Below are 21,739 nucleotides of genomic sequence, written 5' to 3'. Positions count from 1 at the left end.
ATTTTCATCATCTAGACTCTCGTCAGTATATCAAAACCCGTTTCCGTAATCGCAATCGTATGTTCAAAATGAGCACACTTTTTCCCATCTACCGTTACAACCGTCCAGTTATCAGCCAATGTTTTCACGTAGCGGCTGCCAGCGTTCACCATAGGTTCAATAGCGAGAACCATGCCAGGTTTAAGCCGTGGTCCTTTGTTGGGCGGACCGTAATGAGGAATTTGCGGGTCCTCATGCAAGTCTTGACCAACACCATGTCCGACATACTCCCTAACAACTGAAAACTGCTCATTTTCGACATACGTTTGTATTGCGTGGGAAATATTCGACAAACGTTCACCTGGTTTTGCTTCCTGCAAGCCTTTATATAAAGACTCCTCTGTCACTTCCAGAAGTTTTTTGTCATCATCGCTGATGTTTCCTACCGGATATGTCCATGCAGAGTCACCATGATAACCATTTAATTTAGCACCGATATCAATACTGATGATGTCACCGTCCTTCAGCACCCTGCTGCCAGGTATGCCGTGAACGAGTTCTTCATTAACTGATACGCAAATGCTCCCGCGAAACCCATTATACCCCTTAAAAGATGGGATTGCACCCTGCTTCTTAATAAAACGTTCGGCAATTTGATCCAATTCTTTTGTCGAGATTCCTGGTTTAATGTGCTTTTTTAACTCTTCATGAGTTAAAGCCACGATTCGCCCTGCTTCCCGCATGATACCAAGTTCACGTGGGGTTTTACAGATAATCATTTTTTTAATCCTCCAAGAAGATCCTTCACATCTGCATAAACGTCTTGAATGTCCTGTTGGCCATTTACGTTTGCAAGATAACCTTTCTCTGAATAGAAATCGAGTAAAGGCTGAGTTTGCTTCATGTTTACCTCAAGCCGTTTAGAGACGGTTTCCTCATTATCATCTGCCCGTTGATAGAGTTCGCCTCCGTCTTTATCACAAACACCCGGCGTTTTCGGCGGATTAAAGACTAAATGATAGGTTGTGCCGCAAACACTGCAAATTCTGCGTCCAGTCAGACGTTCCATAAGAGCGTCTTTGTCGACTTCAATGTTAATGACATAATCAATCGGCTTGCCGTATTCCTCAAGAATTTCTTCAAGAGCTTCGGCTTGAGCGACTGTTCGCGGAAATCCGTCCAGAAGAAAACCTCTTTCACAATCATCTTTGCCAAGTCTTTCTTTTACAATTCCGATTGTGACTTCGTCAGGTACGAGCTCTCCCTTATCAATATAAGATTTTGCTTCGAGTCCGAGTGGTGTTTCTTCTTTCATAGCAGCACGGAACATATCTCCTGTTGAGATATGAGGAATCCCATAATCCTCAACAATTCGTTCGCCCTGTGTGCCTTTGCCGGCACCAGGAAGCCCCATTAAGACTAAGTTCATTCGGATTTCCCCCGTCCTCTCTTTATTAAGAGGGAATGGATAAATCCATTTCCTCTAGTTTTTCATAAATCCACGGTAGTTTCGTTTCACCAACTGGCTTTCTAGTTGTTTCATTGTCTCCAAGGCTACCCCGACAACAATTAACAAAGATGTTCCGCCAATTTGTGCACTTTGAGGCAATCCAGCGAATTGAATGAAAAAGATAGGAAGAATGGAAATCACGGCTAAGAATATAGAACCCACAAACGTAAGTCGATACAAAATGCTCGTAATTCTATCTTGAGTCATTTTCCCTGGACGAACCCCCGGGATATAGCCACCCTGTTTTTTAAGGTTATCAGCCATTTGTTCAGGGTTTACCTGCACAAAAGCATAAAAGTACGTAAAGGCAATAATCAACGCAACATATATCGCCATACCCACCGGATGCGTATTATCAAAGTTGTTTTGAATCCACTTTGTCACATCGTTTGTTCCAAAGAATGACGCGATCGTCCGCGGCGTTATCAAAAACGCAACCGCAAAGATTACCGGAATAACCCCTGCAGGATTCACTTTCAATGGAAGGTGTGTAGACTGACCTCCGCCAGCAGGTGAACGACCTGTGCCTTTAGCATATTGAATCGCAATTTTCCGTACGGCTTGCTGAATGAAAATAACTCCAACAATAACTGCTAAAATCGCAATCACAAGAAGTGCGATTGTCACAATATGAATAAACAACTGATCGTTGCTGCCGACAAATTGAGTCTCATATATTTGCCCAATTGTTTTTGGAATACTAGACACAATCCCCGCGAAGATAATGATCGATATTCCGTTGCCTACTCCATGAGACGTAATTTGTTCCCCAAGCCACATTAAAAAGGCAGTTCCGCCAGTGAGCACTAAAGCAATAATAAGATATGTCGATACACCGGATTTTTCGATCAGCATACCGTTTGCCAGATTGTTGAATCCATAAGACATACCTAACGCCTGGATGAACCCAAGCACAATCGTAAAGTACCTTGTGAACTGAGCTAATTTACGGCGGCCAACTTCACCTTGCTTAGACCACTCGGTAAACTTCGGTACAACATCCATCTGAAGCAGCTGAATGATGATCGAAGCCGTGATATAAGGAGTAATTCCCATTGCAAAAATGGAAAATTGGTAAAGCGCACCGCCGCCAAATGTATTAAGGAGATCAAAAACACCCATTTGAGACTGTGCCTGTAACACTTCAGCGTTAACATAAGGCACAGGAATAAACGCACCTATGCGAAAGACGATAAGCATGAGTAAAGTGAATATGATTTTATTCCTGATATCACTCACACGCATAAAGTTGGAGATTGTTTTAAACAAGTTAGATCACCTCAGCTGTACCGCCAGCAGCTTCAACAGCTTCTTTCGCAGAAGCAGAGAATTTATTGGCTTTTACAGTTAATTTTTTCTCTAATTTACCGTTGCCAAGAATCTTTACTCCTGCATTAAGTTTGCTAATAACACCAGTCTCAAGAAGAAGTTCAGGAGTGACTTCCGTTCCTTCTGCAAAACCGTTCAATTTGTCTAGGTTGACTACAGTGTATTCCTTGCGGTTGATGTTAGTGAAACCGCGTTTAGGAAGACGTTGGAATAAAGGCATTTGTCCCCCCTCGAATCCAGGGCGTACACCGCCGCCAGAACGAGCGTTTTGACCTTTGTGACCTTTACCAGCTGTTTTACCGTTACCAGAACCAATACCACGACCTACGCGATTACGCGTTTTGCGTGAACCTTCTGAAGGTTTTAATTCATGAAGTTTCATTAGGACACCTCCTTATCCGATCAAATATTTTTATTGTTCTTTAACAGAAACTAAATGAGATACTTTATTAATCATGCCACGGATCGCAGCGTTGTCTTCATGAACAACAGTTTGGTTTGTTTTCTTTAAACCAAGTGTTCTTACAGTAACGCGTTGGTCTTCCGGGCGACCGATTACACTTCGTTTGAGGGTAATTTCTAATTTAGCCATTAATGTTCCCTCCTTATCCTAACAGTTCTTCTACAGATTTTCCACGAAGCTTCGCAACGTCTTCAGCACGTTTAAGTTCACTTAAACCTTGAAGTGTTGCACGAATCATGTTGATCGGTGTGTTAGAACCTAAAGACTTAGAAAGGATATCAGCTACACCAGCTAGCTCAAGTACCGCACGTACAGGGCCTCCAGCGATAACTCCAGTACCTTCAGAAGCAGGTTTTAACAAGATGTTACCTGCACCGAAACGTCCGATGATTTCGTGTGGAATTGTAGTTCCAACCATTGGTACTTCAATCAAATTCTTTTTCGCATCTTCAACAGCTTTGCGGATCGCTTCTGGTACTTCTTGTGCTTTACCAGTACCGAATCCTACGTGTCCGTTTTTGTCACCGACAACGACTAGAGCTGCGAAGCGGAAACGACGACCACCTTTAACAACTTTCGCTACGCGGTTAACCGTAACTAAGCGTTCTTCTAACTCTAATTTGCTTGGGTCAATACGACGCATAATCATGTGTCCCTCCTTCTTTTATTAAAATTTAAGTCCAGCTTCACGAGCGGCATCAGCCAAAGCTTTTACACGTCCATGGTATAAGTATCCGCCACGGTCAAATACTACGTCAGAAATGCCTTTTTCAGCAGCGCGTTTTGCAACTAATTCTCCAACTTTAGTAGCAGCAGAAGTATCTCCAGTGCTTTCAACGTTCAAGTCTTTATCGAGAGTAGATGCACTAGCAAGTGTTACACCATTTACATCATCGATGATTTGAGCGTAAATGTGCTTGTTAGAACGGAAAACGTTCAGACGCGGTCTTTCAGCAGTACCGGAAAGTTTAGCGCGAACACGAGCGTGTCTTTTAAGACGAGCAGCATTTTTGCTAGTTTTCGTAATCATCTAGGTCACTCCTTTCTTCACTTTAAGCGATCTTACTTAGCAGATTTACCTTCTTTACGGCGAACAACTTCACCTTCGTAGCGGATTCCTTTACCTTTGTAAGGCTCTGGAGAACGTACAGCACGGATGTTAGCAGCAATAGCTCCTACACGTTCTTTGTCTGTACCTTTTACAACTACTTTAGTTTGAGAAGGAACTTCGATTTCGATGCCTTCTTCAGGAACGATCTCAACAGGATGAGAGTATCCAACGTTTAAAACAAGTTTATTTCCGGATTTAGAAGCACGGTAACCGACACCGACTAATTCCAAACCTCTTTCAAATCCTTTAGATACACCCTCAACCATGTTGCCAAGCAGACTGCGAGTCGTACCATGCAGGGCACGGTGCTCTTTTTGATCAGAAGGACGAACGACTGTAAGCACATTGTCCTCTACTTTAATCTCCATATCAGGGTGAAACGTACGAGTTAATTCTCCTTTTGGTCCTTTCACAGCTACAGTGTTGTTATCATTTAACGTTACTGTAACATCAGAAGGAATCTCAAGTAGCTTCTTACCTACACGAGACATACCAAACACCTCCATTCATGATAAACTTCTTACCAAACGTATGCTAGAACTTCTCCACCAGCTTGTTTTGCACGGGCTTCTTTGTCCGTTAAAACACCTTGTGATGTAGAAATAATCGCGATTCCAAGACCGTTAAGTACGCGAGGTACTTCATTAGATTTAGCATAAACACGCAAACCAGGCTTGCTGATTCTTTTAAGACCAGTGATAACGCGCTCGTTGTTTTGTCCGTATTTCAAGAAAACGCGGATGATACCTTGTTTGCTGTCTTCTACGAACTCAACGTCACGAATGAAACCTTCACGCTTTAAAATTTCAGCAATTTCTCTTTTCAATTTAGAAGCAGGAATTTCAAGCTTCTCATGACGTACCATGTTTGCATTGCGAATACGAGTTAGCATATCTGCAATTGGATCTGTCATAACCATTATATAATTACCTCCTTCCCTTTCTTGGGGATTACCAGCTGGCTTTTTTCACGCCAGGAATTTGTCCTTTATATGCAAGCTCACGGAAACAAATACGGCAAAGTTTAAATTTACGAATGACTGAATGCGGACGTCCGCAGCGTTCACAGCGTGTGTACTCTTGTACTTTAAACTTTGGTGTACGTTGTTGTTTCGCAATCATAGACTTTTTAGCCACGATTTCGCCTCCCTTTCATTGATTATTTCTGGAACGGCATACCTACTTGAGTTAATAGCTCACGAGCTTCTTCGTCAGTATTAGCAGTTGTTACGATAACGATGTCCATTCCTCGAACCTTTGTTACTTTATCGTAGTCAATTTCAGGGAAGATTAACTGTTCTTTGATACCAAGTGTGTAGTTACCGCGACCGTCGAAAGATTTTTTAGAAACCCCGCGGAAGTCACGTACACGCGGTAAAGATACAGAAATAAGTTTATCAAGGAAATCATACATGCGCTCTCCGCGAAGAGTTACTTTCGCACCGATAGGCATTCCCTCACGAAGACGGAATCCAGCAATTGATTTCTTCGCACGAGTAACGACAGGTTTTTGACCTGCGATAAACGTTAATTCTTCAACAGCACTGTCGATTGCTTTTGCGTTTTGAACAGCGTCACCAACACCCATGTTGATTACGATTTTTTCGATTTTAGGCACTTGCATGACTGAATCATAGTTGAACTTAGTCATTAAAGCAGGTGCAATTTCTTTATTGTACTTTTCTTTAAGGCGGTTCATGAGATAGACCTCCCTTCCTTTTAATACTATTTATCTAGAACTTGCCCAGATTTTTTTGCTACACGAACTTTTTTGCCATCTTCCACTTTGTATCCTACGCGAGTCACTTCACCTGTTTTAGGATCGAGCGGCATAACGTTTGATACATGAATTGGCGCCTCTTGATTAGAAATACCGCCTTGAGGGTTAGCTTGAGTTGGTTTAGAGTGTTTCTTTACCATGTTAACACCTTCAACTAAAACGCGGTCCTTTTTAGGGAAAGCAGCAAGGATTGTTCCTTGTTTGCCTTTATCTTTACCAGAGATAACCATAACTTTATCGCCTTTTTTTACATGCATCCTGATCGCACCTCCTTGAGTAAGGCATTTATTTCATTAGATAACTTCTGGAGCTAGAGAAACAATTTTCATAAAGTTGTTTTCACGCAATTCACGAGCAACTGGTCCGAAGATACGAGTTCCGCGTGGGCTCTTGTCGTCACGGATGATAACACATGCATTCTCATCGAAGCTGATGTATGAACCATCACTTCTGCGCGCTCCGCTTTTAGTGCGAACGATAACAGCTTTTACGACTTCACCTTTTTTGACAACGCCTCCTGGTGTTGCTTGTTTAACCGTGCAAACAATTACATCACCAATGTTAGCTGTTTTACGTCCAGAACCACCAAGAACTTTAATAGTAAGTACTTCACGTGCGCCAGAGTTGTCAGCTACTTTTAAACGAGTCTCTTGTTGAATCATTATTTGTTACCTCCCTTCGGAAAAAGAATTCCGAACTTTATTAGATAATAACAGCTTCTTCGACAACTTCAACTAGACGGAAACGCTTAGTTGCAGACAATGGACGAGTTTCCATAATCTTAACGATGTCACCGATTTTAGCTTGATTATTTTCATCATGTGCTTTGAATTTTTTTGAGTATTTTACGCGTTTACCGTAAAGTGTATGTTTTTTGTATGTCTCAACAACAACAGTGATGGTTTTATCCATTTTGTCAGAAACAACACGGCCTTGGTAAACCTTGCGTTGGTTACGTTCGCTCATGCTCACGACCTCCCCTCAGTGATTATTTATTAGCAGCAATTTCTCTTTCACGAATCACAGTTTTCATGCGCGCGATAGCTTTGCGCACTTCACGAATGCGAGCAGTATTTTCAAGTTGTCCTGTCGCTAATTGAAAGCGAAGATTGAAAAGTTCTTCTTTAAGAGACTTTACTTTTTGTTCAATTTCAGCAGTGGTAAGGTCACGAATTTCATTAGCTTTCATTTGATTCACCACCAATTTCTTCACGTTTTACGAACTTCGTTTTAATTGGCAATTTGTGAGATGCAAGACGAAGCGCTTCACGAGCAACCTCTTCAGACACACCAGAAATCTCAAATAAAACTTTGCCCGGTTTTACAACAGCTACCCAACCTTCTGGAGCCCCTTTACCGGATCCCATACGTACCTCAAGTGGTTTAGCAGTGTAAGGTTTAGAAGGGAAAATTTTGATCCAAACTTTACCGCCACGTTTCATGTAACGAGTCATCGCAATACGTGCAGCTTCGATTTGACGGTTAGTGATCCAAGAAGCTTCAAGAGCTTGGATACCGAATTCACCGAAATGTACTTCAGTACCGCCTTTCGCACGGCCACGCATTTTTCCGCGATGCTCTCTGCGATATTTAACGCGTTTTGGTAATAACATATTATTTTCCTCCTTCCTCAGTTTTCTTCTTAGTAGGAAGAACCTCTCCACGATAGATCCAGACTTTCACACCAAGCTTACCGTAAGTAGTGTCAGCTTCAGATGTTGCATAGTCAATGTCCGCACGTAATGTGTGCAATGGAACAGTTCCTTCACTGTAGTATTCAGAACGAGCGATATCTGCACCGCCAAGACGACCAGAAACCATTGTTTTCACACCTTGTGCTCCAGCACGCATAGTACGTTGGATTTGTTGTTTCTGCGCACGGCGGAAAGAAACACGGTTTTCTAATTGACGAGCGATGTTGTCAGCAACTAGCTGTGCATCAAGATCTGCTCTTTTGATTTCAAGAATGTTAATGTGTACACGCTTGCCAGTAAGGCTGTTAAGGGCTTTGCGAAGTGCTTCGACTTCAGAACCGCCTTTACCGATAACCATACCAGGCTTAGCTGTGTGGATCGTAATGTTAACGCGGTTTGCTGCACGCTCGATTTCTACTTTAGAAACAGAAGCGTCAGAAAGGCGTTTGCTAATGTATTCACGAATTTTTAAATCTTCGTGCAGGAAGTCAGCGTAATCTTTACCAGCGTACCACTTAGATTCCCAATCACGAATGACTCCGATACGAAGACCGACTGGATTTACCTTTTGACCCACTACTTATCCCTCCTTCTTTTCTGATACAACGATTGTAATGTGGCTCGTACGTTTGTTGATTTGGCTCGCACGTCCCATAGCACGTGGGCGGAATCTTTTTAACGTAGGGCCTTCGTCAACGAATGCTTGAGAAATAACCAGGTTGTTAACGTCCATTTCATAGTTATGCTCAGCATTTGCAATAGCGGATTTTAATACTTTCTCGATAATTGGAGAAGCAGCTCTTGGTGTAAGGTTCAAGATTGATACTGCCTCACCTACTTGCTTGCCTCGAATCAGGTCCATTACTAGACGTGCTTTACGAGGAGCAATACGGACTGTTCTTGCAACAGCTTTAGCTTGCATTTAAAAGCCTCCTCTCTTAGCGTCTTGTTTTTTTGTCATCACTAGCATGACCTTTGTACGTACGAGTTGGAGCGAATTCACCCAACTTGTGCCCTACCATATCTTCAGAGATGAATACAGGCACGTGTTTACGTCCGTCATAGACTGCGATTGTGTGACCAATAAACTGTGGGAAAATAGTAGAACGACGAGACCAAGTTTTTACGACTTGTTTCTTGTCTGTTTCATTTAATTTCTCGATTTTAGTCATCAAGTGTCCATCGACAAATGGTCCTTTTTTTAAGCTGCGAGCCATTTTGGAACCTCCCTTCGTGATTGCACTACGGTCCGAAAAGAACCGTAGACAACCCCGTTATTTATTTTTACGACGACGTACGATAAATTTATCGGATTTGTTCTTTTTCTTACGAGTCTTGAATCCAAGAGTTGGTTTACCCCATGGAGACATTGGTGATTTACGTCCGATTGGCGCACGTCCTTCACCACCACCGTGTGGGTGATCGTTAGGGTTCATTACAGAACCACGAACTGTAGGACGGATGCCTTTCCAGCGAGAACGTCCAGCTTTACCAATGTTGATAAGTTCGTGCTGTTCGTTACCTACTTGACCGATAGAAGCACGGCAAGCAGAAAGGATCATGCGAACTTCACCAGAGTTAAGACGTACAAGAACGTATTTACCTTCTTTACCAAGAACCTGAGCAGATGTACCAGCTGAACGTACAAGCTGTCCGCCTTTACCAGGTTTTAATTCAATGTTATGCACAACTGTACCAACAGGGATGTTGATAAGTGGAAGTGCATTACCTACTTTAATGTCAGCTTCAGGACCTGACATGATTTCAGTACCCACTTGAATTCCTTTAGGAGCAAGAATGTAACGTTTTTCTCCGTCTGCATAGTTGATTAGAGCGATGTTAGCTGAACGGTTTGGATCGTATTCAACTGTAGCAACGCGTCCAGGTATACCATCTTTATCGCGTTTGAAGTCGATAACACGGTATTGGCGTTTATGTCCGCCACCTTGGTGACGTACAGTCAATTTACCTTGGTTGTTACGTCCGCCTTTTTTGTGAAGGGGAGCAAGCAAGGATTTTTCCGGCTTGTCAGTCGTGATTTCAGCAAAATCTGAAGTTGTCATGCCACGACGTCCATTAGAGGTCGGTTTATACTTTTTAATCGCCATTTTGAATTTCCCTCCTTCTTTTTACAGATAATTAAGCTTCAAAAATTTCGATTTCTTTGCTGTCTGCAGTAAGTTTTACGATCGCTTTTCTGCGACGGCTAGTCATACCAGTGTAGCGTCCAACACGTTTTGATTTACCTTTGTAGTTCATGATGTTGACTTTGTCAACTTTCACTCCAAAGATGCTTTCAACCGCGTCTTTCACTTCTGTTTTGTTAGCTCTTACATCAACTTCAAAAGTATATTTCTTTTCAGTCATTAAATCAGCAGAACGTTCAGTAATGACGGGGCGCTTTAGAACATCACGAGGATCTTTCATTATGCAAGCACCTCCTCTACTTTTTCAACCGCTGCTTTTGTAATCAGAAGCTTCTCGTGGTTGACAACGTCTAAAACGTTGATTCCGTTAGCTTCAACAACAGTAACTCCAGGAATGTTACGAGCAGATAAAGCTACTGCTTCGTTTGCATCCGCAGTTACGATTAAAGCTTTTTTCTCAACAGATAATCCTTTAAGGATAGCTGCCATTTCTTTTGTTTTAGCCGTATCAAGAGTAAGATCTTCAAGAACGATGATGTTGTTGTCGTTCACTTTAGAAGACAATACTGATTTGATTGCCAAGCGGCGAACTTTTTTAGGTAATTTATAAGAATAGCTGCGTGGTGTTGGGCCGAATACGACACCACCTCCGCGCCATTGCGGTGAACGGATTGAACCTTGACGGGCACGTCCAGTACCTTTTTGACGCCATGGTTTACGACCTCCGCCGCGTACTTCAGAACGATTTTTTACTTTGTGAGTTCCTTGACGTAAGGAAGCTCTTTGCATAAGAATAGCGTCGAATACAACACTCTCATTTGGTTCGATACCAAATACAGAAGCATTTAATTCGATGTCACCAGCAGTAGAACCGTTTTGGTTGTATAATGCTACTTTTGGCATGATCAATTTCCTCCTTTCCTAAGAGAGTTATTTAGATTTAACAGCACTTTTAACAGTGATTAAAGTTTTCTTCGCACCAGGTACGTTACCTTTGATCAAAAGAAGATTGCGTTCTGCATCAACTTTTACGATTTCAAGGTTTTGAACAGTGATTTGCTCTCCGCCCATACGTCCAGGTAATAATTTACCTTTGAATACACGGTTAGGATCTACAGGTCCCATTGAACCAGGACGACGGTGGTAGCGTGAACCGTGAGACATAGGTCCGCGAGATTGTCCGTGGCGCTTGATCGCACCTTGGAAACCTTTACCTTTAGATACTCCTGTTACATCTACGATTTCTCCAGCAGAGAAAATTTCAACCTTGACTTCCTGACCAACTTCATACGCATCCATTTCCACTCCGCGTAATTCTTTAACGAAGCGCTTAGGAGCAGTTTCCGCTTTTGCAACGTGCCCTTTTTCAGGTTTGTTAGAAAGCTTTTCACGCTTGTCGTCAAAACCAAGCTGGATTGCTTCGTAACCGTCGTTTTCAGCTGTTTTCTTTTGAAGAACAACGTTTGGAGCAGCCTCGATAACAGTTACCGGAATAAGATCACCGTTCTCAGCGAATACTTGCGTCATACCAATTTTTCTTCCTAAGATTCCTTTGGTCATTCGTCACACCTCCTATTAAGATCATTCTATATTTTAGAATTAAAGTTTAATTTCGATATCGACACCAGATGGTAAGTCTAATCGCATAAGAGCATCAACAGTTTGTGGTGTTGGGTTCACAATGTCGATTAAACGTTTATGTGTACGCATTTCAAATTGCTCACGAGAATCTTTGTATTTGTGCACCGCACGAAGGATTGTGTAAACTGATTTTTCAGTTGGCAACGGAATCGGACCAGATACGCTGGCACCAGAACGTTTTGCCGTTTCAACAATCTTCTCTGCAGATTGATCAAGGATTCTATGATCATATGCTTTCAAACGAATACGAATTTTTTGTTTTGCCATTATTTTCCCTCCTTTTCGCCTACATCACGTTAGACAGTTCTCCGTGAGAAAAACCTGAACACCTTGCCATGGCAAAGCGGCCGGGTGTGTCAGCAACCTCTCACTTCATCGCAGTCAAAGACCAACATACACCATTATACAGAAAATAGGCGTATGTTGCAAGACTTATTTAAAATATGCATGGTTTGCACACTTTTTATATTATACAGGGGTTTTTCTTATTTATCAAGGACCTATCATAAATGGTACCGTGCATGACGACTTAGTGTACTAGCGAATAATGACGGCTCCTCAATATGCGGGGTATGAGCTGAATTCTCAAATTGAACCCAGCGCTTTTCGGGCGCCACGAGTTCTTGATAATACTGTTTCGATATTTCAGCTGGAACAATTAAGTCATGTTTCCCTGAAATGAAAACACACGGTACTTTAATAGAAGGAACAGATCTAAATGCATTAAACCTGTACAACTCATCTGTTAAATGTTTTTTGCTGAAGCGCAGTCCATTGAGGACGCTATGAATGTTTCGCACACCATATTCATTACCAGTAAGCATTTGAAATAAAACAGCAAGAGAATGCCGATGCAGGCGAGTGAATCCTCCTCTGCTTACCTCAACGCAAAATCGATAGATAAGAAGCTGGATATCCTGCTTCCAAGGCGGAGCCCCAATGAAACGTGTGAGCAAAGATAATATGCTGGCTTTCTTTGCTTCAGAAATTTTACGAATATGTCGATAAGCAGTTGATTCTTCATCGTGAGGGCTGACAACCTGACTGATTCCATAATAAGCGTAAAACAAGTCCGGGCGCTGCTGCACTGCATGAAGCGCCAGCATTGACCCCCAAGAATGACCGGCCAGATATAGTTTTGTTTTTGAAAAGTGAGCTAAGAGCCATTGAGTGACGTGGATTGTATCTTTAATGAAGTGATTTATTGTCATGGAATGTTGCGAAATTCGTTTAGAATATGAAAGCCCTGATCCTCTCTGATCCCAATGAACTACAGTGAAATACCGTTCCAGCTCTTTTTGATAATGTCTAATGTATCCGATTTGCGGCGTACCCGGCCCGCCATGTAAAAAAAGCAGCAATGGATTTTCAATATCAGCTCCATTAATCATCAGCATTTGCTTTGTATTTTCAATGCTCAGTTCTTTCATGATTGCGATTGATCTCTTTTCAGGAATCATAGATAGTAGCCCCTCGAATATGATAGATCCTATTATACAAGAAAAAGATAAGCAAACAAAAAACGAGACCCGCAGGGGGTCTCGTTTAAAATCATACTATTACTCAGTGATTGTAGAAACAACGCCTGAACCAACAGTACGTCCGCCTTCACGAATAGAGAAACGAGTTCCTTCTTCGATAGCGATTGTAGAGATAAGTTCAACGTTCATTTCAGTGTTATCTCCAGGCATAACCATTTCTACGCCTTCTGGAAGATGGATGATACCAGTTACGTCAGTTGTACGGAAGTAGAACTGAGGACGGTAGTTAGAGAAGAATGGAGTGTGACGTCCACCCTCTTCTTTAGAAAGAACGTAAACTTCAGCTTTGAATTTGCTGTGTGGAGTGATTGTACCTGGTTTAGCAAGTACTTGACCACGTTGGATTTCTTCACGAGATACACCACGAAGAAGGGCACCAATGTTGTCACCAGCTTCAGCATAATCAAGAAGCTTACGGAACATTTCAACACCTGTAACAGTTGTTTTCTTGTTCTCTTCTTGTAGACCGATGATTTCAACTTCGTCACCGACTTTAACTTGTCCGCGTTCTACACGGCCAGTCGCTACTGTACCACGACCAGTGATTGAGAATACGTCCTCAACTGGCATCATGAATGGTTTTTCAGTGTCACGTTCTGGAGTTGGGATGTACTCATCAACCGCATCCATAAGTTCGAAGATTTTAGCTTCGTACTCAGCGTCACCTTCAAGAGCTTTAAGAGCAGAACCTTTGATTACTGGTACATCATCACCAGGGAAGTCGTATTCGCTAAGAAGATCGCGAACTTCCATTTCAACTAGTTCAAGAAGCTCTTCGTCGTCTACCATGTCGCATTTGTTTAAGAATACAACGATGTATGGTACACCAACGTTTTTAGAAAGAAGGATGTGCTCACGAGTTTGTGGCATTGGGCCATCAGCAGCAGATACTACAAGGATAGCTCCGTCCATTTGTGCAGCACCAGTGATCATGTTTTTAACATAGTCAGCGTGTCCTGGGCAGTCAACGTGTGCATAGTGACGAGTTTCAGTTTCGTACTCAACGTGTGCAGTAGAGATTGTGATACCGCGCTCACGTTCTTCTGGAGCACCATCAATTTGATCGTACGCCATAGCTGTACCTTTACCAGATTTCTTATGAAGTACTGTTGTGATAGCAGCAGTTAAAGTTGTTTTACCATGGTCAACGTGTCCAATTGTACCAATATTGGCATGTGATTTGGAACGGTCGAATTTTTCTTTAGCCATTCTAAAATCCTCCTTAAGAGCTTTTAATTAGTAATGTATAGAGTGATAGGAAGTGAAAGAAAGCTTTCACTTCCTCATCTTACAATAGTAGTTATACTTGAGTTAAGCGGCAAAATCAATTATTCGCCTTTATTTTTTTTGATAATTTCTTCAGAAACGCTCTTCGGCACTTCTTCGTAGTGATCCATGAACATAGTGAACGTACCGCGACCTTGCGTATTAGAACGAAGTGCAGTAGCGTAACCGAACATTTCAGCAAGAGGAACCATAGCACGAACAACTTGAGCGTTACCGCGTGCTTCCATACCTTCTACGCGTCCGCGACGTGAAGTGATATCACCCATGATATCTCCCATGTATTCTTCTGGAATAACCACTTCTACTTTCATGATTGGTTCAAGAAGAACTGGGTTACATTTGCTGACTGCATTTTTCAATGCCATAGAAGCAGCAACTTTAAATGCCATTTCGTTTGAGTCAACATCATGGTAAGAACCGTCGAAAAGTTTAGCTTTAATGTCGATAAGCGGGAAGCCTGCTAGTACACCATTTTCAAGTGCATCTTCCAGACCTGCTTGAACAGCTGGGATGTATTCACGAGGAACGACCCCACCAACAATCGCATTTTCAAATTCAAAGCCCGCGCCTTCTTCGTTTGGTTCGAATTCGATCCAAACGTGTCCGAACTGACCGCGTCCACCAGACTGACGTACGAATTTACCTTCAACTTTTGCACCGGTACGGAATGTCTCACGGTACGCAACTTGAGGAGCACCAACATTGGCTTCTACTTTAAATTCGCGCTTCATACGGTCAACAATGATATCAAGGTGAAGTTCACCCATACCAGAGATGATCGTTTGGCCAGTTTCTGGGTTTGTTTGAGTACGGAATGTAGGATCTTCTTCAGCAAGTTTCGCTAAAGCGATACCCATTTTATCTTGGTCAGCTTTTGATTTAGGCTCAATAGCAACGTCGATAACTGGTTCTGGGAATTCCATTGACTCAAGGATAACAAGATCCTTCTCATCACATAGAGTATCTCCAGTAGTTGTATCTTTTAGACCTACAGCAGCTGCGATATCCCCTGCGTATACAGTAGAGATTTCTTCACGGCTGTTAGCGTGCATTTGAAGAATACGTCCAACACGCTCACGTTTGCCTTTAGTAGAGTTTTTCACGTATGAACCGGAATCAAGTGTTCCAGAGTACACACGGAAGAACGTCAACTTACCAACGTAAGGGTCAGTCATAACTTTAAATGCTAATGCAGAGAATGGCTCTTCATCAGAAGAATGACGCTCAATCTCTTCATTTGTATCAGGACGTGTACCTTTGATTGCAGCAACGTCAGTTGGTGCAGGAAGGTAGTCAAGAACAGCATCAAGTACGAGTTGAACACCTTTGTTTTTGAAGGCAGAACCAACAAGAACAGGGTAGAATTCAACATTTAATGTACCTTTACGGATACCTGCTTTTAACTCGTCAATTGTGATTTCTTCACCCTCAAGGTATTTATCCATAAGCTCTTCATCAAGCTCACATACAGCTTCAATAAGGCTGTTGCGAAGCTCTTCAGCTTGCTCTTTATACTCTTCAGGGATTTCTTTTGCATCAGAACGAGTTCCGAGGTCATCTTCGTAGAAATACGCAACGTTTTCTACAAGGTCGATGATACCTTCGAAATTATCTTCAGCACCGATCGGCAATTGAATTGCATGAGCGTTTGCTTGAAGACGATCTCTTAAAGTTCCTACAGAGTAAAGGAAGTCTGCACCGATTTTGTCCATTTTGTTAACAAAAACGATACGCGGTACTCCGTAAGTTGTTGCCTGACGCCAAACAGTTTCTGTTTGAGGCTCAACGCCTGATTGCGCATCAAGTACAGCAACAGCACCATCAAGTACACGAAGAGAACGTTCAACTTCAACTGTGAAGTCTACGTGTCCTGGAGTATCGATGATGTTTACGCGGTATCCTTTCCACTGTGCAGTTGTCGCAGCGGAAGTGATTGTGATACCACGTTCTTGTTCCTGCTCCATCCAGTCCATTTGTGAAGCTCCTTCATGAGTTTCACCAATTTTGTGGATACGACCAGTATAGAACAAGATACGTTCTGTAGTAGTCGTTTTACCGGCATCAATGTGAGCCATGATCCCGATATTACGAGTTTTGTCTAAGGAGAACTCTCTTGCCATTGGGTAATTTCTCCTTCCTTATTGGGAAATTGTGTTTTTTAGTATATAAATCCTACCAACGATAGTGAGCAAATGCTTTGTTTGCTTCAGCCATCTTATGAGTATCTTCACGTTTCTTAACAGCAGCACCAGTGTTGTTAGCTGCGTCAAGGATTTCGTTAGCTAAACGCTCTTCCATCGTTTTTTCTCCACGAAGACGAGCGTAGTTTACTAACCAGCGAAGTCCAAGAGTCGTACGACGTTCAGGACGAACTTCTACAGGAACTTGGTAGTTCGCACCACCTACACGGCGTGCTTTTACTTCAAGTACAGGCATGATGTTTTTCAATGCTTGTTCGAAAACCTCCATTGCATCATTGCCAGTACGTTCTTTAATGATATCGAATGACTTGTATAGGATTGTTTGAGACTTACCTTTTTTACCATCGATCATCATTTTGTTGATTAGACGAGATACAAGCTTAGAGTTGTAAATCGGATCAGGTAAAACGTCTCTTTTTGCTACAGGACCTTTACGTGGCATCTGAATATCCTCCCTTCATCAATTATGCGTATTTTCGTTTATTATTTTGCTTTAGGTTTTTTCGTACCGTATTTAGAACGGCCTTGTGCACGGTTTTCAACTCCAGCAGTATCAAGCGCACCACGAACGATGTGGTAACGTACCCCTGGTAAGTCTTTTACACGTCCACCGCGGATAAGTACAACACTGTGCTCTTGCAGGTTGTGACCGATACCAGGAATGTAAGCAGTAACCTCGATTCCGTTAGTCAAACGAACACGAGCATATTTACGAAGTGCTGAGTTCGGTTTTTTCGGTGTCATTGTACCAACACGAGTACATACCCCGCGTTTTTGTGGAGAAGATACGTTAGTGTGCTCTTTTTTAAAGCTGTTGTATCCTTTGTTAAGTGCAGGAGACTTTGAGTTTTCTACTTTACTCACGCGTCCTTTGCGAATTAGCTGATTAATTGTAGGCATGATTTTTTCCTCCCTTCATTACGTTTTATAACCCACATACCCAGGTGGTTCATCAAAAGGCAAAAAACAATGTCTTTACACAAGATTGAATCTTACGCAAAAACAAAAGTACGTTATAAAATAATGGCAACAGCGGCTGCTCCTACCTCAATTCCGCAGGCTTTGCCGAGCTTTTTCATGGATTCAACCATTAAGACAGAGATACCTTGATCTTCCGCAAGTGAAACAACACTTGACGTAAGTATCGGATCTGCGTCCTTTGCAACGACTACTTCCTTTACTGAACCTCGCTTTAGAGCTTTCACTGTTTGCTTCGTACCAATAATAATTGATTTGGCCTGTGATACTTTATCATAAGACATAAACATATCCTCCAAAGTAACAGGTTTATTTCGAGCACCTTGGTTATATTATCATTCTAGGAGACGAATGTCAACAAGGTATGACATTTTTTAGTTTCTATCTTCTCATAGAGTGACTTTTTAATAAATATATCTGCTGAAAGACTGCAAAAACAGTCTTTCAGCAGAATGAAATCAGTTATTCAACCGGAACCATATCGTCAGTCGGCTGAACATTTGATACTGGTTTTACTTTACGGTATTTCATCATTCCTGTACCAGCTGGAACAAGTTTACCGATGATAACATTCTCTTTCAAGCCGAGAAGCTCGTCACGCTTACCTTTGATCGCTGCATCTGTAAGGACACGCGTTGTTTCCTGGAAGGAAGCAGCAGATAAGAATGAATCAGTTTCAAGAGATGCTTTTGTAATACCGAGTAAGACAGGACGGCCTGTAGCAGGTCGATTGCCTTCGAGCAACACCTTTTTGTTCGCTTCAGTAAATTGGTGGATGTCAAGCAATGTACCTGGAAGCACATCAGTGTCGCCGGCATCAATTACGCGTACTTTACGAAGCATCTGGCGAACCATTACTTCTACGTGTTTATCACCGATTTCAACACCCTGCATACGGTAAACCTTTTGAACCTCATGGAGAAGATACTCTTGAACAGTCGTCAGGTCAGTCACTTTAAGAAGTTCTTTCGGATCGATTGAACCTTCTGTCAGTACTTGGCCTCGAGTAATTTTATCTCCTTCCGCTACTTTCAGGCGGGAGTTGTAAGGTGCCGTATAAGAACGTGTTTCCACTGCGCCTTGAACGACAATTTCCTGCTGCTTATCACGAACTTCATTAATCTCAACGACTGTACCGTCGATTTCTGTAATTGTTGCCTGACCTTTCGGATTACGCGCTTCGAAAAGCTCTTGGATACGCGGAAGACCCTGTGTGATATCGTCTCCGGCAACCCCGCCTGTATGGAATGTACGCATTGTTAACTGTGTACCAGGCTCACCGATTGATTGGGCAGCAATGATTCCGACAGCTTCACCGACTTCAACATCGGAGCCAGTTGCAAGATTTCGGCCATAGCATCGTTTACATACACCATGAGGCGTATTACATGTGAAGGCAGAACGGATCCACACTTCTTCAATGCCAGCTTCGACAATCTCCAGCGCCTTATCTTCATCGATTAGTTCGTTTTCATTCACAAGCACTTCACCTGTTTCAGGGTGCTTCACTTGTTTTCGTGCAAAACGGCCGATTAAGCGTTCTTCTAAGCGCTCAATTGTTTCAGTTCCTTCTTTAAGAGGCTTAGCAAGAATGCCTCGGTCAGTTCCGCAATCAGTTTCACGGATGATAACATCCTGCGCAACGTCAACGAGACGGCGTGTAAGGTAACCTGAGTCAGCAGTTTTAAGAGCGGTATCGGCAAGACCTTTACGCGCACCGTGTGTGGAGATAAAGTACTCCAATACTGTCAGACCTTCACGGAAACTTGATTTGATCGGCAACTCAATGATACGTCCAGCCGGGTTGGCCATCAGACCGCGCATTCCGGCAAGCTGCGTAAAGTTAGATGCGTTACCACGGGCACCAGAGTCACTCATCATGTAGATCGGGTTGAGTTCATCAAGTGATTTCATCAGTTTGCCTTGGATCACGTCTTTTGCAGCACTCCAGATAGAGATGACTCTCTCATAGCGTTCTTCTTCAGTGATAAGACCGCGGCGGAACTGCTTCATAACGTTGTCAACTTTGCTTTGCGCTTCTTCAAGAATTTCTTGTTTATCATCGAGTACGACGATGTCAGAAACCCCAACTGTAATACCAGCTTTTGTTGAATATTTGAAACCTAGGTTTTTCATGCGGTCAAGCATTTTAGACGTTTCCGTGATATGGAATCGTTTAAAGATTTCCGCGATGATTTTACCCAGAATACCTTTTTTGAACGGTGCATTGATTGGCTGCTGTGCGATGACAGCTTTAACGTCAGCACCTTTTTCCAAGAAGAAACGGTCAGGTGTTTTCTCTTCAATGTTGCTCTTCGTTGGTTCATTCATGTAAGGGAATGATTCCGGAAGAATTTCATTGAAGACAAGCTTACCGACAGTTGTAATTAACAATTTTGAGCGCTGTTCTTCGGTAAATGTCACATTCTTAAGGGAGTTAGCTGCAACAGCTACTCTCGTATGAAGGTGAACATATCCGTTTTGATAAGCAAGAAGCGCTTCGTCTGTATTCTTGAAGACCATACCTTCACCGACAGCACCGGCACGCTCAAGTGTCAGGTAATAGTTACCAAGTACCATATCCTGAGACGGTGTTACAACCGGTTTACCATCTTTAGGGTTCAAGATGTTTTGAGCAGCAAGCATCAAGATGCGTGCTTCAGCTTGTGCTTCAGCAGATAATGGTACGTGAACCGCCATTTGGTCACCGTCAAAGTCAGCGTTGTAAGCTGTACATACGAGCGGGTGAAGGCGGATTGCGCGTCCTTCAACAAGCGTTGGTTCAAACGCCTGAATACCTAATCTGTGAAGTGTAGGGGCACGGTTCAGCAGTACTGGGTGCTCCTTAATAACTGATTCTAATACATCCCAAACTTCAGGCTGTACGCGCTCAATTTTGCGTTTCGCACTCTTAATGTTGTGAGCAAGACCCTTTTCAACAAGTTCTTTCATAACGAAAGGCTTGAAGAGTTCAAGCGCCATTTCCTTCGGTAATCCGCATTGGTACATTTTCAAATGAGGACCAACAACGATTACAGAACGTCCGGAGTAATCGACACGTTTACCAAGAAGGTTTTGACGGAAACGGCCTTGCTTCCCTTTCAACATGTGAGAAAGAGATTTTAACGGTCTGTTACCAGGACCTGTTACAGGGCGTCCGCGGCGGCCGTTGTCAATTAAGGCATCGACAGCCTCTTGAAGCATACGCTTTTCGTTTTGAACGATGATGCTTGGCGCACCAAGGTCCAGAAGGCGTTTCAAACGATTGTTACGGTTGATGACACGACGATAAAGATCGTTCAAATCAGAAGTCGCAAAACGTCCGCCATCTAGCTGAACCATCGGTCTAAGCTCCGGAGGAATAACAGGAAGCACATCAAGGATCATCCAAGAAGGCTTGTTTCCTGAGTTACGGAAGGCTTCTAAAACTTCAAGACGTTTGATCGCACGAGTACGTCGTTGTCCTTGTGAAGTTTTCAGCTCTTCTTTTAACATATCAACTTCTTTTACAAGATCGATATCTTGAAGAAGTTTATGAATTGCTTCAGCACCCATAGATGCTTGGAATTTATTACCGTATTTATCAAGATAAGCACGGTATTCTTTCTCAGACAGAAGCTGTTTCTTTTCAAGCGGTGTATTTGCCGGGTCAGTTACAACGTAAGAAGCAAAGTAAATCACTTCTTCTAAAGCACGAGGTGACATATCCAGCACAAGACCCATACGGCTTGGAATACCTTTGAAATACCAAATGTGGGAAACTGGGGCAGCCAGTTCAATGTGCCCCATTCTCTCACGACGGACTTTAGCCCGTGTTACTTCGACTCCGCAGCGGTCACAAACTACGCCTTTATAACGAACTCGCTTGTACTTCCCGCAATGACATTCCCAGTCCTTAGTCGGTCCGAAAATGCGTTCGCAGAATAGACCGTCCTTTTCAGGTTTTAACGTACGATAGTTTATCGTTTCAGGCTTTTTCACTTCACCAAAAGACCATGAACGGATTTTATCCGGTGAAGCAAGACCGATGTTCATATACTCAAAATTGTTCACATCTAGCAAGGGGCCTACCTCCCTTT

The 21,739-nt window shown here is 42.6% G+C and carries 31 protein-coding genes; all 31 read right to left on the bottom strand.

The window, feature by feature from the left end; genetic code table 11:
* Positions 1–11: 11 nt before the first annotated feature.
* A complete protein-coding gene (gene map, locus JQX68_RS00835; RefSeq protein WP_003225828.1) occupies positions 12–758 on the bottom strand; it encodes a type I methionyl aminopeptidase in 747 nt (248 codons plus the stop codon).
* Positions 755–1,408, bottom strand: coding sequence for an adenylate kinase (locus JQX68_RS00830; RefSeq protein ID WP_040081028.1), 654 nt, complete (start codon positions 1,406–1,408; stop codon positions 755–757). Before JQX68_RS00830 ends, map begins: the two co-directional genes overlap by 4 nt.
* A gap of 54 nt (positions 1,409–1,462) precedes the next feature.
* Positions 1,463–2,758: a preprotein translocase subunit SecY gene (gene secY / locus JQX68_RS00825; protein ID WP_014662535.1), complete on the bottom strand. Its 1,296-nt coding sequence runs from the start codon at positions 2,756–2,758 to the stop codon at positions 1,463–1,465.
* 1 nt (position 2,759) lies between these two features.
* Positions 2,760–3,200, bottom strand: a complete 441-nt coding sequence (gene rplO, locus JQX68_RS00820) for a 50S ribosomal protein L15 (RefSeq protein ID WP_014662534.1) — start codon at positions 3,198–3,200, stop codon at positions 2,760–2,762.
* A gap of 30 nt (positions 3,201–3,230) precedes the next feature.
* Complete coding sequence (gene rpmD, locus JQX68_RS00815) at positions 3,231–3,410, bottom strand: 50S ribosomal protein L30 (RefSeq protein ID WP_003156497.1); 180 nt, start codon at positions 3,408–3,410, stop codon at positions 3,231–3,233.
* 13 nt (positions 3,411–3,423) lie between these two features.
* Positions 3,424–3,924 carry a 30S ribosomal protein S5 gene (gene rpsE, locus JQX68_RS00810; protein WP_003328273.1) on the bottom strand — a complete coding sequence of 167 codons (501 nt, stop codon included), beginning with the start codon at positions 3,922–3,924 and terminating at the stop codon, positions 3,424–3,426.
* Positions 3,925–3,948: 24 nt separating this feature from the next.
* Positions 3,949–4,311: a 50S ribosomal protein L18 gene (gene rplR / locus JQX68_RS00805; protein ID WP_003225816.1), complete on the bottom strand. Its 363-nt coding sequence runs from the start codon at positions 4,309–4,311 to the stop codon at positions 3,949–3,951.
* Positions 4,312–4,343: 32 nt separating this feature from the next.
* Complete coding sequence (gene rplF / locus JQX68_RS00800) at positions 4,344–4,883, bottom strand: 50S ribosomal protein L6 (protein ID WP_014662533.1); 540 nt, start codon at positions 4,881–4,883, stop codon at positions 4,344–4,346.
* Positions 4,884–4,912: 29 nt separating this feature from the next.
* A complete protein-coding gene (gene rpsH / locus JQX68_RS00795) occupies positions 4,913–5,311 on the bottom strand; it encodes a 30S ribosomal protein S8 (protein ID WP_003241998.1) in 399 nt (132 codons plus the stop codon).
* Positions 5,312–5,342: 31 nt separating this feature from the next.
* Positions 5,343–5,528, bottom strand: a complete 186-nt coding sequence (gene rpsN / locus JQX68_RS00790; protein ID WP_003156488.1) for a 30S ribosomal protein S14 — start codon at positions 5,526–5,528, stop codon at positions 5,343–5,345.
* 22 nt (positions 5,529–5,550) lie between these two features.
* A complete protein-coding gene (rplE, locus tag JQX68_RS00785; protein WP_003225809.1) occupies positions 5,551–6,090 on the bottom strand; it encodes a 50S ribosomal protein L5 in 540 nt (179 codons plus the stop codon).
* A gap of 26 nt (positions 6,091–6,116) precedes the next feature.
* Positions 6,117–6,428 carry a 50S ribosomal protein L24 gene (rplX, locus tag JQX68_RS00780; RefSeq protein ID WP_003156486.1) on the bottom strand — a complete coding sequence of 104 codons (312 nt, stop codon included), beginning with the start codon at positions 6,426–6,428 and terminating at the stop codon, positions 6,117–6,119.
* Between the two features lie 36 nt (positions 6,429–6,464).
* Complete coding sequence (gene rplN / locus JQX68_RS00775; protein ID WP_003225805.1) at positions 6,465–6,833, bottom strand: 50S ribosomal protein L14; 369 nt, start codon at positions 6,831–6,833, stop codon at positions 6,465–6,467.
* 40 nt (positions 6,834–6,873) lie between these two features.
* Complete coding sequence (rpsQ, locus tag JQX68_RS00770; RefSeq protein WP_003225804.1) at positions 6,874–7,137, bottom strand: 30S ribosomal protein S17; 264 nt, start codon at positions 7,135–7,137, stop codon at positions 6,874–6,876.
* A gap of 22 nt (positions 7,138–7,159) precedes the next feature.
* Positions 7,160–7,360, bottom strand: a complete 201-nt coding sequence (rpmC, locus tag JQX68_RS00765; RefSeq protein ID WP_003156482.1) for a 50S ribosomal protein L29 — start codon at positions 7,358–7,360, stop codon at positions 7,160–7,162.
* Positions 7,350–7,784, bottom strand: coding sequence for a 50S ribosomal protein L16 (gene rplP, locus JQX68_RS00760; RefSeq protein ID WP_003225801.1), 435 nt, complete (start codon positions 7,782–7,784; stop codon positions 7,350–7,352). Before rplP ends, rpmC begins: the two co-directional genes overlap by 11 nt.
* Position 7,785: 1 nt before the next feature.
* The gene (gene rpsC / locus JQX68_RS00755) at positions 7,786–8,442 is read right to left on the bottom strand and encodes a 30S ribosomal protein S3 (protein WP_003242001.1); all 657 of its coding nucleotides are present in this window, start codon (positions 8,440–8,442) and stop codon (positions 7,786–7,788) included.
* 3 nt (positions 8,443–8,445) lie between these two features.
* Complete coding sequence (gene rplV / locus JQX68_RS00750) at positions 8,446–8,787, bottom strand: 50S ribosomal protein L22 (RefSeq protein WP_014662532.1); 342 nt, start codon at positions 8,785–8,787, stop codon at positions 8,446–8,448.
* Between the two features lie 16 nt (positions 8,788–8,803).
* Complete coding sequence (rpsS, locus tag JQX68_RS00745) at positions 8,804–9,082, bottom strand: 30S ribosomal protein S19 (protein ID WP_003156472.1); 279 nt, start codon at positions 9,080–9,082, stop codon at positions 8,804–8,806.
* 57 nt (positions 9,083–9,139) lie between these two features.
* Entirely contained in the window at positions 9,140–9,973 is an 834-nt protein-coding gene (rplB, locus tag JQX68_RS00740) for a 50S ribosomal protein L2 (RefSeq protein ID WP_003225795.1), read from the bottom strand.
* A gap of 31 nt (positions 9,974–10,004) precedes the next feature.
* A complete protein-coding gene (rplW, locus tag JQX68_RS00735; RefSeq protein WP_003156467.1) occupies positions 10,005–10,292 on the bottom strand; it encodes a 50S ribosomal protein L23 in 288 nt (95 codons plus the stop codon).
* Positions 10,292–10,915, bottom strand: a complete 624-nt coding sequence (gene rplD, locus JQX68_RS00730; RefSeq protein WP_003225792.1) for a 50S ribosomal protein L4 — start codon at positions 10,913–10,915, stop codon at positions 10,292–10,294. The genes rplW and rplD overlap by 1 nt, the downstream gene beginning before the upstream one ends.
* A gap of 27 nt (positions 10,916–10,942) precedes the next feature.
* A complete protein-coding gene (rplC, locus tag JQX68_RS00725) occupies positions 10,943–11,572 on the bottom strand; it encodes a 50S ribosomal protein L3 (RefSeq protein ID WP_014662531.1) in 630 nt (209 codons plus the stop codon).
* Positions 11,573–11,611: 39 nt separating this feature from the next.
* Positions 11,612–11,920 carry a 30S ribosomal protein S10 gene (gene rpsJ / locus JQX68_RS00720; RefSeq protein ID WP_003156464.1) on the bottom strand — a complete coding sequence of 103 codons (309 nt, stop codon included), beginning with the start codon at positions 11,918–11,920 and terminating at the stop codon, positions 11,612–11,614.
* 236 nt (positions 11,921–12,156) lie between these two features.
* Positions 12,157–13,113: an alpha/beta fold hydrolase gene (locus JQX68_RS00715; protein ID WP_147773084.1), complete on the bottom strand. Its 957-nt coding sequence runs from the start codon at positions 13,111–13,113 to the stop codon at positions 12,157–12,159.
* 99 nt (positions 13,114–13,212) lie between these two features.
* Positions 13,213–14,403, bottom strand: coding sequence for an elongation factor Tu (tuf, locus tag JQX68_RS00710; RefSeq protein ID WP_003242008.1), 1,191 nt, complete (start codon positions 14,401–14,403; stop codon positions 13,213–13,215).
* A 119-nt stretch (positions 14,404–14,522) separates the two neighbouring features.
* Positions 14,523–16,601, bottom strand: a complete 2,079-nt coding sequence (gene fusA / locus JQX68_RS00705) for an elongation factor G (protein ID WP_014662529.1) — start codon at positions 16,599–16,601, stop codon at positions 14,523–14,525.
* Positions 16,602–16,653: 52 nt separating this feature from the next.
* Positions 16,654–17,124, bottom strand: a complete 471-nt coding sequence (rpsG, locus tag JQX68_RS00700) for a 30S ribosomal protein S7 (RefSeq protein ID WP_003225784.1) — start codon at positions 17,122–17,124, stop codon at positions 16,654–16,656.
* Positions 17,125–17,165: 41 nt separating this feature from the next.
* Positions 17,166–17,582 carry a 30S ribosomal protein S12 gene (rpsL, locus tag JQX68_RS00695; RefSeq protein WP_003225781.1) on the bottom strand — a complete coding sequence of 139 codons (417 nt, stop codon included), beginning with the start codon at positions 17,580–17,582 and terminating at the stop codon, positions 17,166–17,168.
* A 113-nt stretch (positions 17,583–17,695) separates the two neighbouring features.
* Positions 17,696–17,944 (bottom strand): 50S ribosomal protein L7ae-like protein, encoded by a 249-nt coding sequence (locus JQX68_RS00690; protein WP_003242012.1) that lies wholly within the window; start codon positions 17,942–17,944, stop codon positions 17,696–17,698.
* A 178-nt stretch (positions 17,945–18,122) separates the two neighbouring features.
* Positions 18,123–21,722, bottom strand: coding sequence for a DNA-directed RNA polymerase subunit beta' (rpoC, locus tag JQX68_RS00685; RefSeq protein WP_004399688.1), 3,600 nt, complete (start codon positions 21,720–21,722; stop codon positions 18,123–18,125).
* Positions 21,723–21,739: the final 17 nt, after the last annotated feature.

The organism is Bacillus sp. LJBS06 (genome assembly GCF_016924995.1).
Taxonomy (GTDB): domain Bacteria; phylum Bacillota; class Bacilli; order Bacillales; family Bacillaceae; genus Bacillus; species Bacillus stercoris.
Note: the sequence above shows the minus strand (reverse complement) of the source record. Positions and strands in the feature narration are given on the sequence as shown.

What these genes read in the sequence shown, in the direction of transcription:
- rpsS (WP_003156472.1), bottom strand. Translation starts at nt 9,082, where the DNA reads ATGGCTCGCAGCTTAAAAAAAGGACCATTTGTCGATGGACACTTGATG.
- JQX68_RS00830 (WP_040081028.1), bottom strand. Translation starts at nt 1,408, where the DNA reads ATGAACTTAGTCTTAATGGGGCTTCCTGGTGCCGGCAAAGGCACACAG.
- rplO (WP_014662534.1), bottom strand. Translation starts at nt 3,200, where the DNA reads ATGAAACTTCATGAATTAAAACCTTCAGAAGGTTCACGCAAAACGCGT.
- rplW (WP_003156467.1), bottom strand. Translation starts at nt 10,292, where the DNA reads ATGAAAGATCCTCGTGATGTTCTAAAGCGCCCCGTCATTACTGAACGT.
- tuf (WP_003242008.1), bottom strand. Translation starts at nt 14,403, where the DNA reads ATGGCTAAAGAAAAATTCGACCGTTCCAAATCACATGCCAATATTGGT.
- rplR (WP_003225816.1), bottom strand. Translation starts at nt 4,311, where the DNA reads ATGATTACGAAAACTAGCAAAAATGCTGCTCGTCTTAAAAGACACGCT.
- rplX (WP_003156486.1), bottom strand. Translation starts at nt 6,428, where the DNA reads ATGCATGTAAAAAAAGGCGATAAAGTTATGGTTATCTCTGGTAAAGAT.
- rplN (WP_003225805.1), bottom strand. Translation starts at nt 6,833, where the DNA reads ATGATTCAACAAGAGACTCGTTTAAAAGTAGCTGACAACTCTGGCGCA.
- rpsJ (WP_003156464.1), bottom strand. Translation starts at nt 11,920, where the DNA reads ATGGCAAAACAAAAAATTCGTATTCGTTTGAAAGCATATGATCATAGA.
- rpsL (WP_003225781.1), bottom strand. Translation starts at nt 17,582, where the DNA reads ATGCCTACAATTAATCAGCTAATTCGCAAAGGACGCGTGAGTAAAGTA.
- JQX68_RS00715 (WP_147773084.1), bottom strand. Translation starts at nt 13,113, where the DNA reads ATGATTCCTGAAAAGAGATCAATCGCAATCATGAAAGAACTGAGCATT.
- rpsQ (WP_003225804.1), bottom strand. Translation starts at nt 7,137, where the DNA reads ATGAGCGAACGTAACCAACGCAAGGTTTACCAAGGCCGTGTTGTTTCT.
- rplE (WP_003225809.1), bottom strand. Translation starts at nt 6,090, where the DNA reads ATGAACCGCCTTAAAGAAAAGTACAATAAAGAAATTGCACCTGCTTTA.
- rplB (WP_003225795.1), bottom strand. Translation starts at nt 9,973, where the DNA reads ATGGCGATTAAAAAGTATAAACCGACCTCTAATGGACGTCGTGGCATG.
- rpsG (WP_003225784.1), bottom strand. Translation starts at nt 17,124, where the DNA reads ATGCCACGTAAAGGTCCTGTAGCAAAAAGAGACGTTTTACCTGATCCG.
- rpsH (WP_003241998.1), bottom strand. Translation starts at nt 5,311, where the DNA reads ATGGTTATGACAGATCCAATTGCAGATATGCTAACTCGTATTCGCAAT.
- map (WP_003225828.1), bottom strand. Translation starts at nt 758, where the DNA reads ATGATTATCTGTAAAACCCCACGTGAACTTGGTATCATGCGGGAAGCA.
- rpmC (WP_003156482.1), bottom strand. Translation starts at nt 7,360, where the DNA reads ATGAAAGCTAATGAAATTCGTGACCTTACCACTGCTGAAATTGAACAA.
- rplC (WP_014662531.1), bottom strand. Translation starts at nt 11,572, where the DNA reads ATGACCAAAGGAATCTTAGGAAGAAAAATTGGTATGACGCAAGTATTC.
- rplD (WP_003225792.1), bottom strand. Translation starts at nt 10,915, where the DNA reads ATGCCAAAAGTAGCATTATACAACCAAAACGGTTCTACTGCTGGTGAC.
- rpsE (WP_003328273.1), bottom strand. Translation starts at nt 3,924, where the DNA reads ATGCGTCGTATTGACCCAAGCAAATTAGAGTTAGAAGAACGCTTAGTT.
- rplP (WP_003225801.1), bottom strand. Translation starts at nt 7,784, where the DNA reads ATGTTATTACCAAAACGCGTTAAATATCGCAGAGAGCATCGCGGAAAA.
- rplV (WP_014662532.1), bottom strand. Translation starts at nt 8,787, where the DNA reads ATGCAAGCTAAAGCTGTTGCAAGAACAGTCCGTATTGCTCCTCGTAAA.
- fusA (WP_014662529.1), bottom strand. Translation starts at nt 16,601, where the DNA reads ATGGCAAGAGAGTTCTCCTTAGACAAAACTCGTAATATCGGGATCATG.
- rplF (WP_014662533.1), bottom strand. Translation starts at nt 4,883, where the DNA reads ATGTCTCGTGTAGGTAAGAAGCTACTTGAGATTCCTTCTGATGTTACA.
- JQX68_RS00690 (WP_003242012.1), bottom strand. Translation starts at nt 17,944, where the DNA reads ATGTCTTATGATAAAGTATCACAGGCCAAATCAATTATTATTGGTACG.
- rpmD (WP_003156497.1), bottom strand. Translation starts at nt 3,410, where the DNA reads ATGGCTAAATTAGAAATTACCCTCAAACGAAGTGTAATCGGTCGCCCG.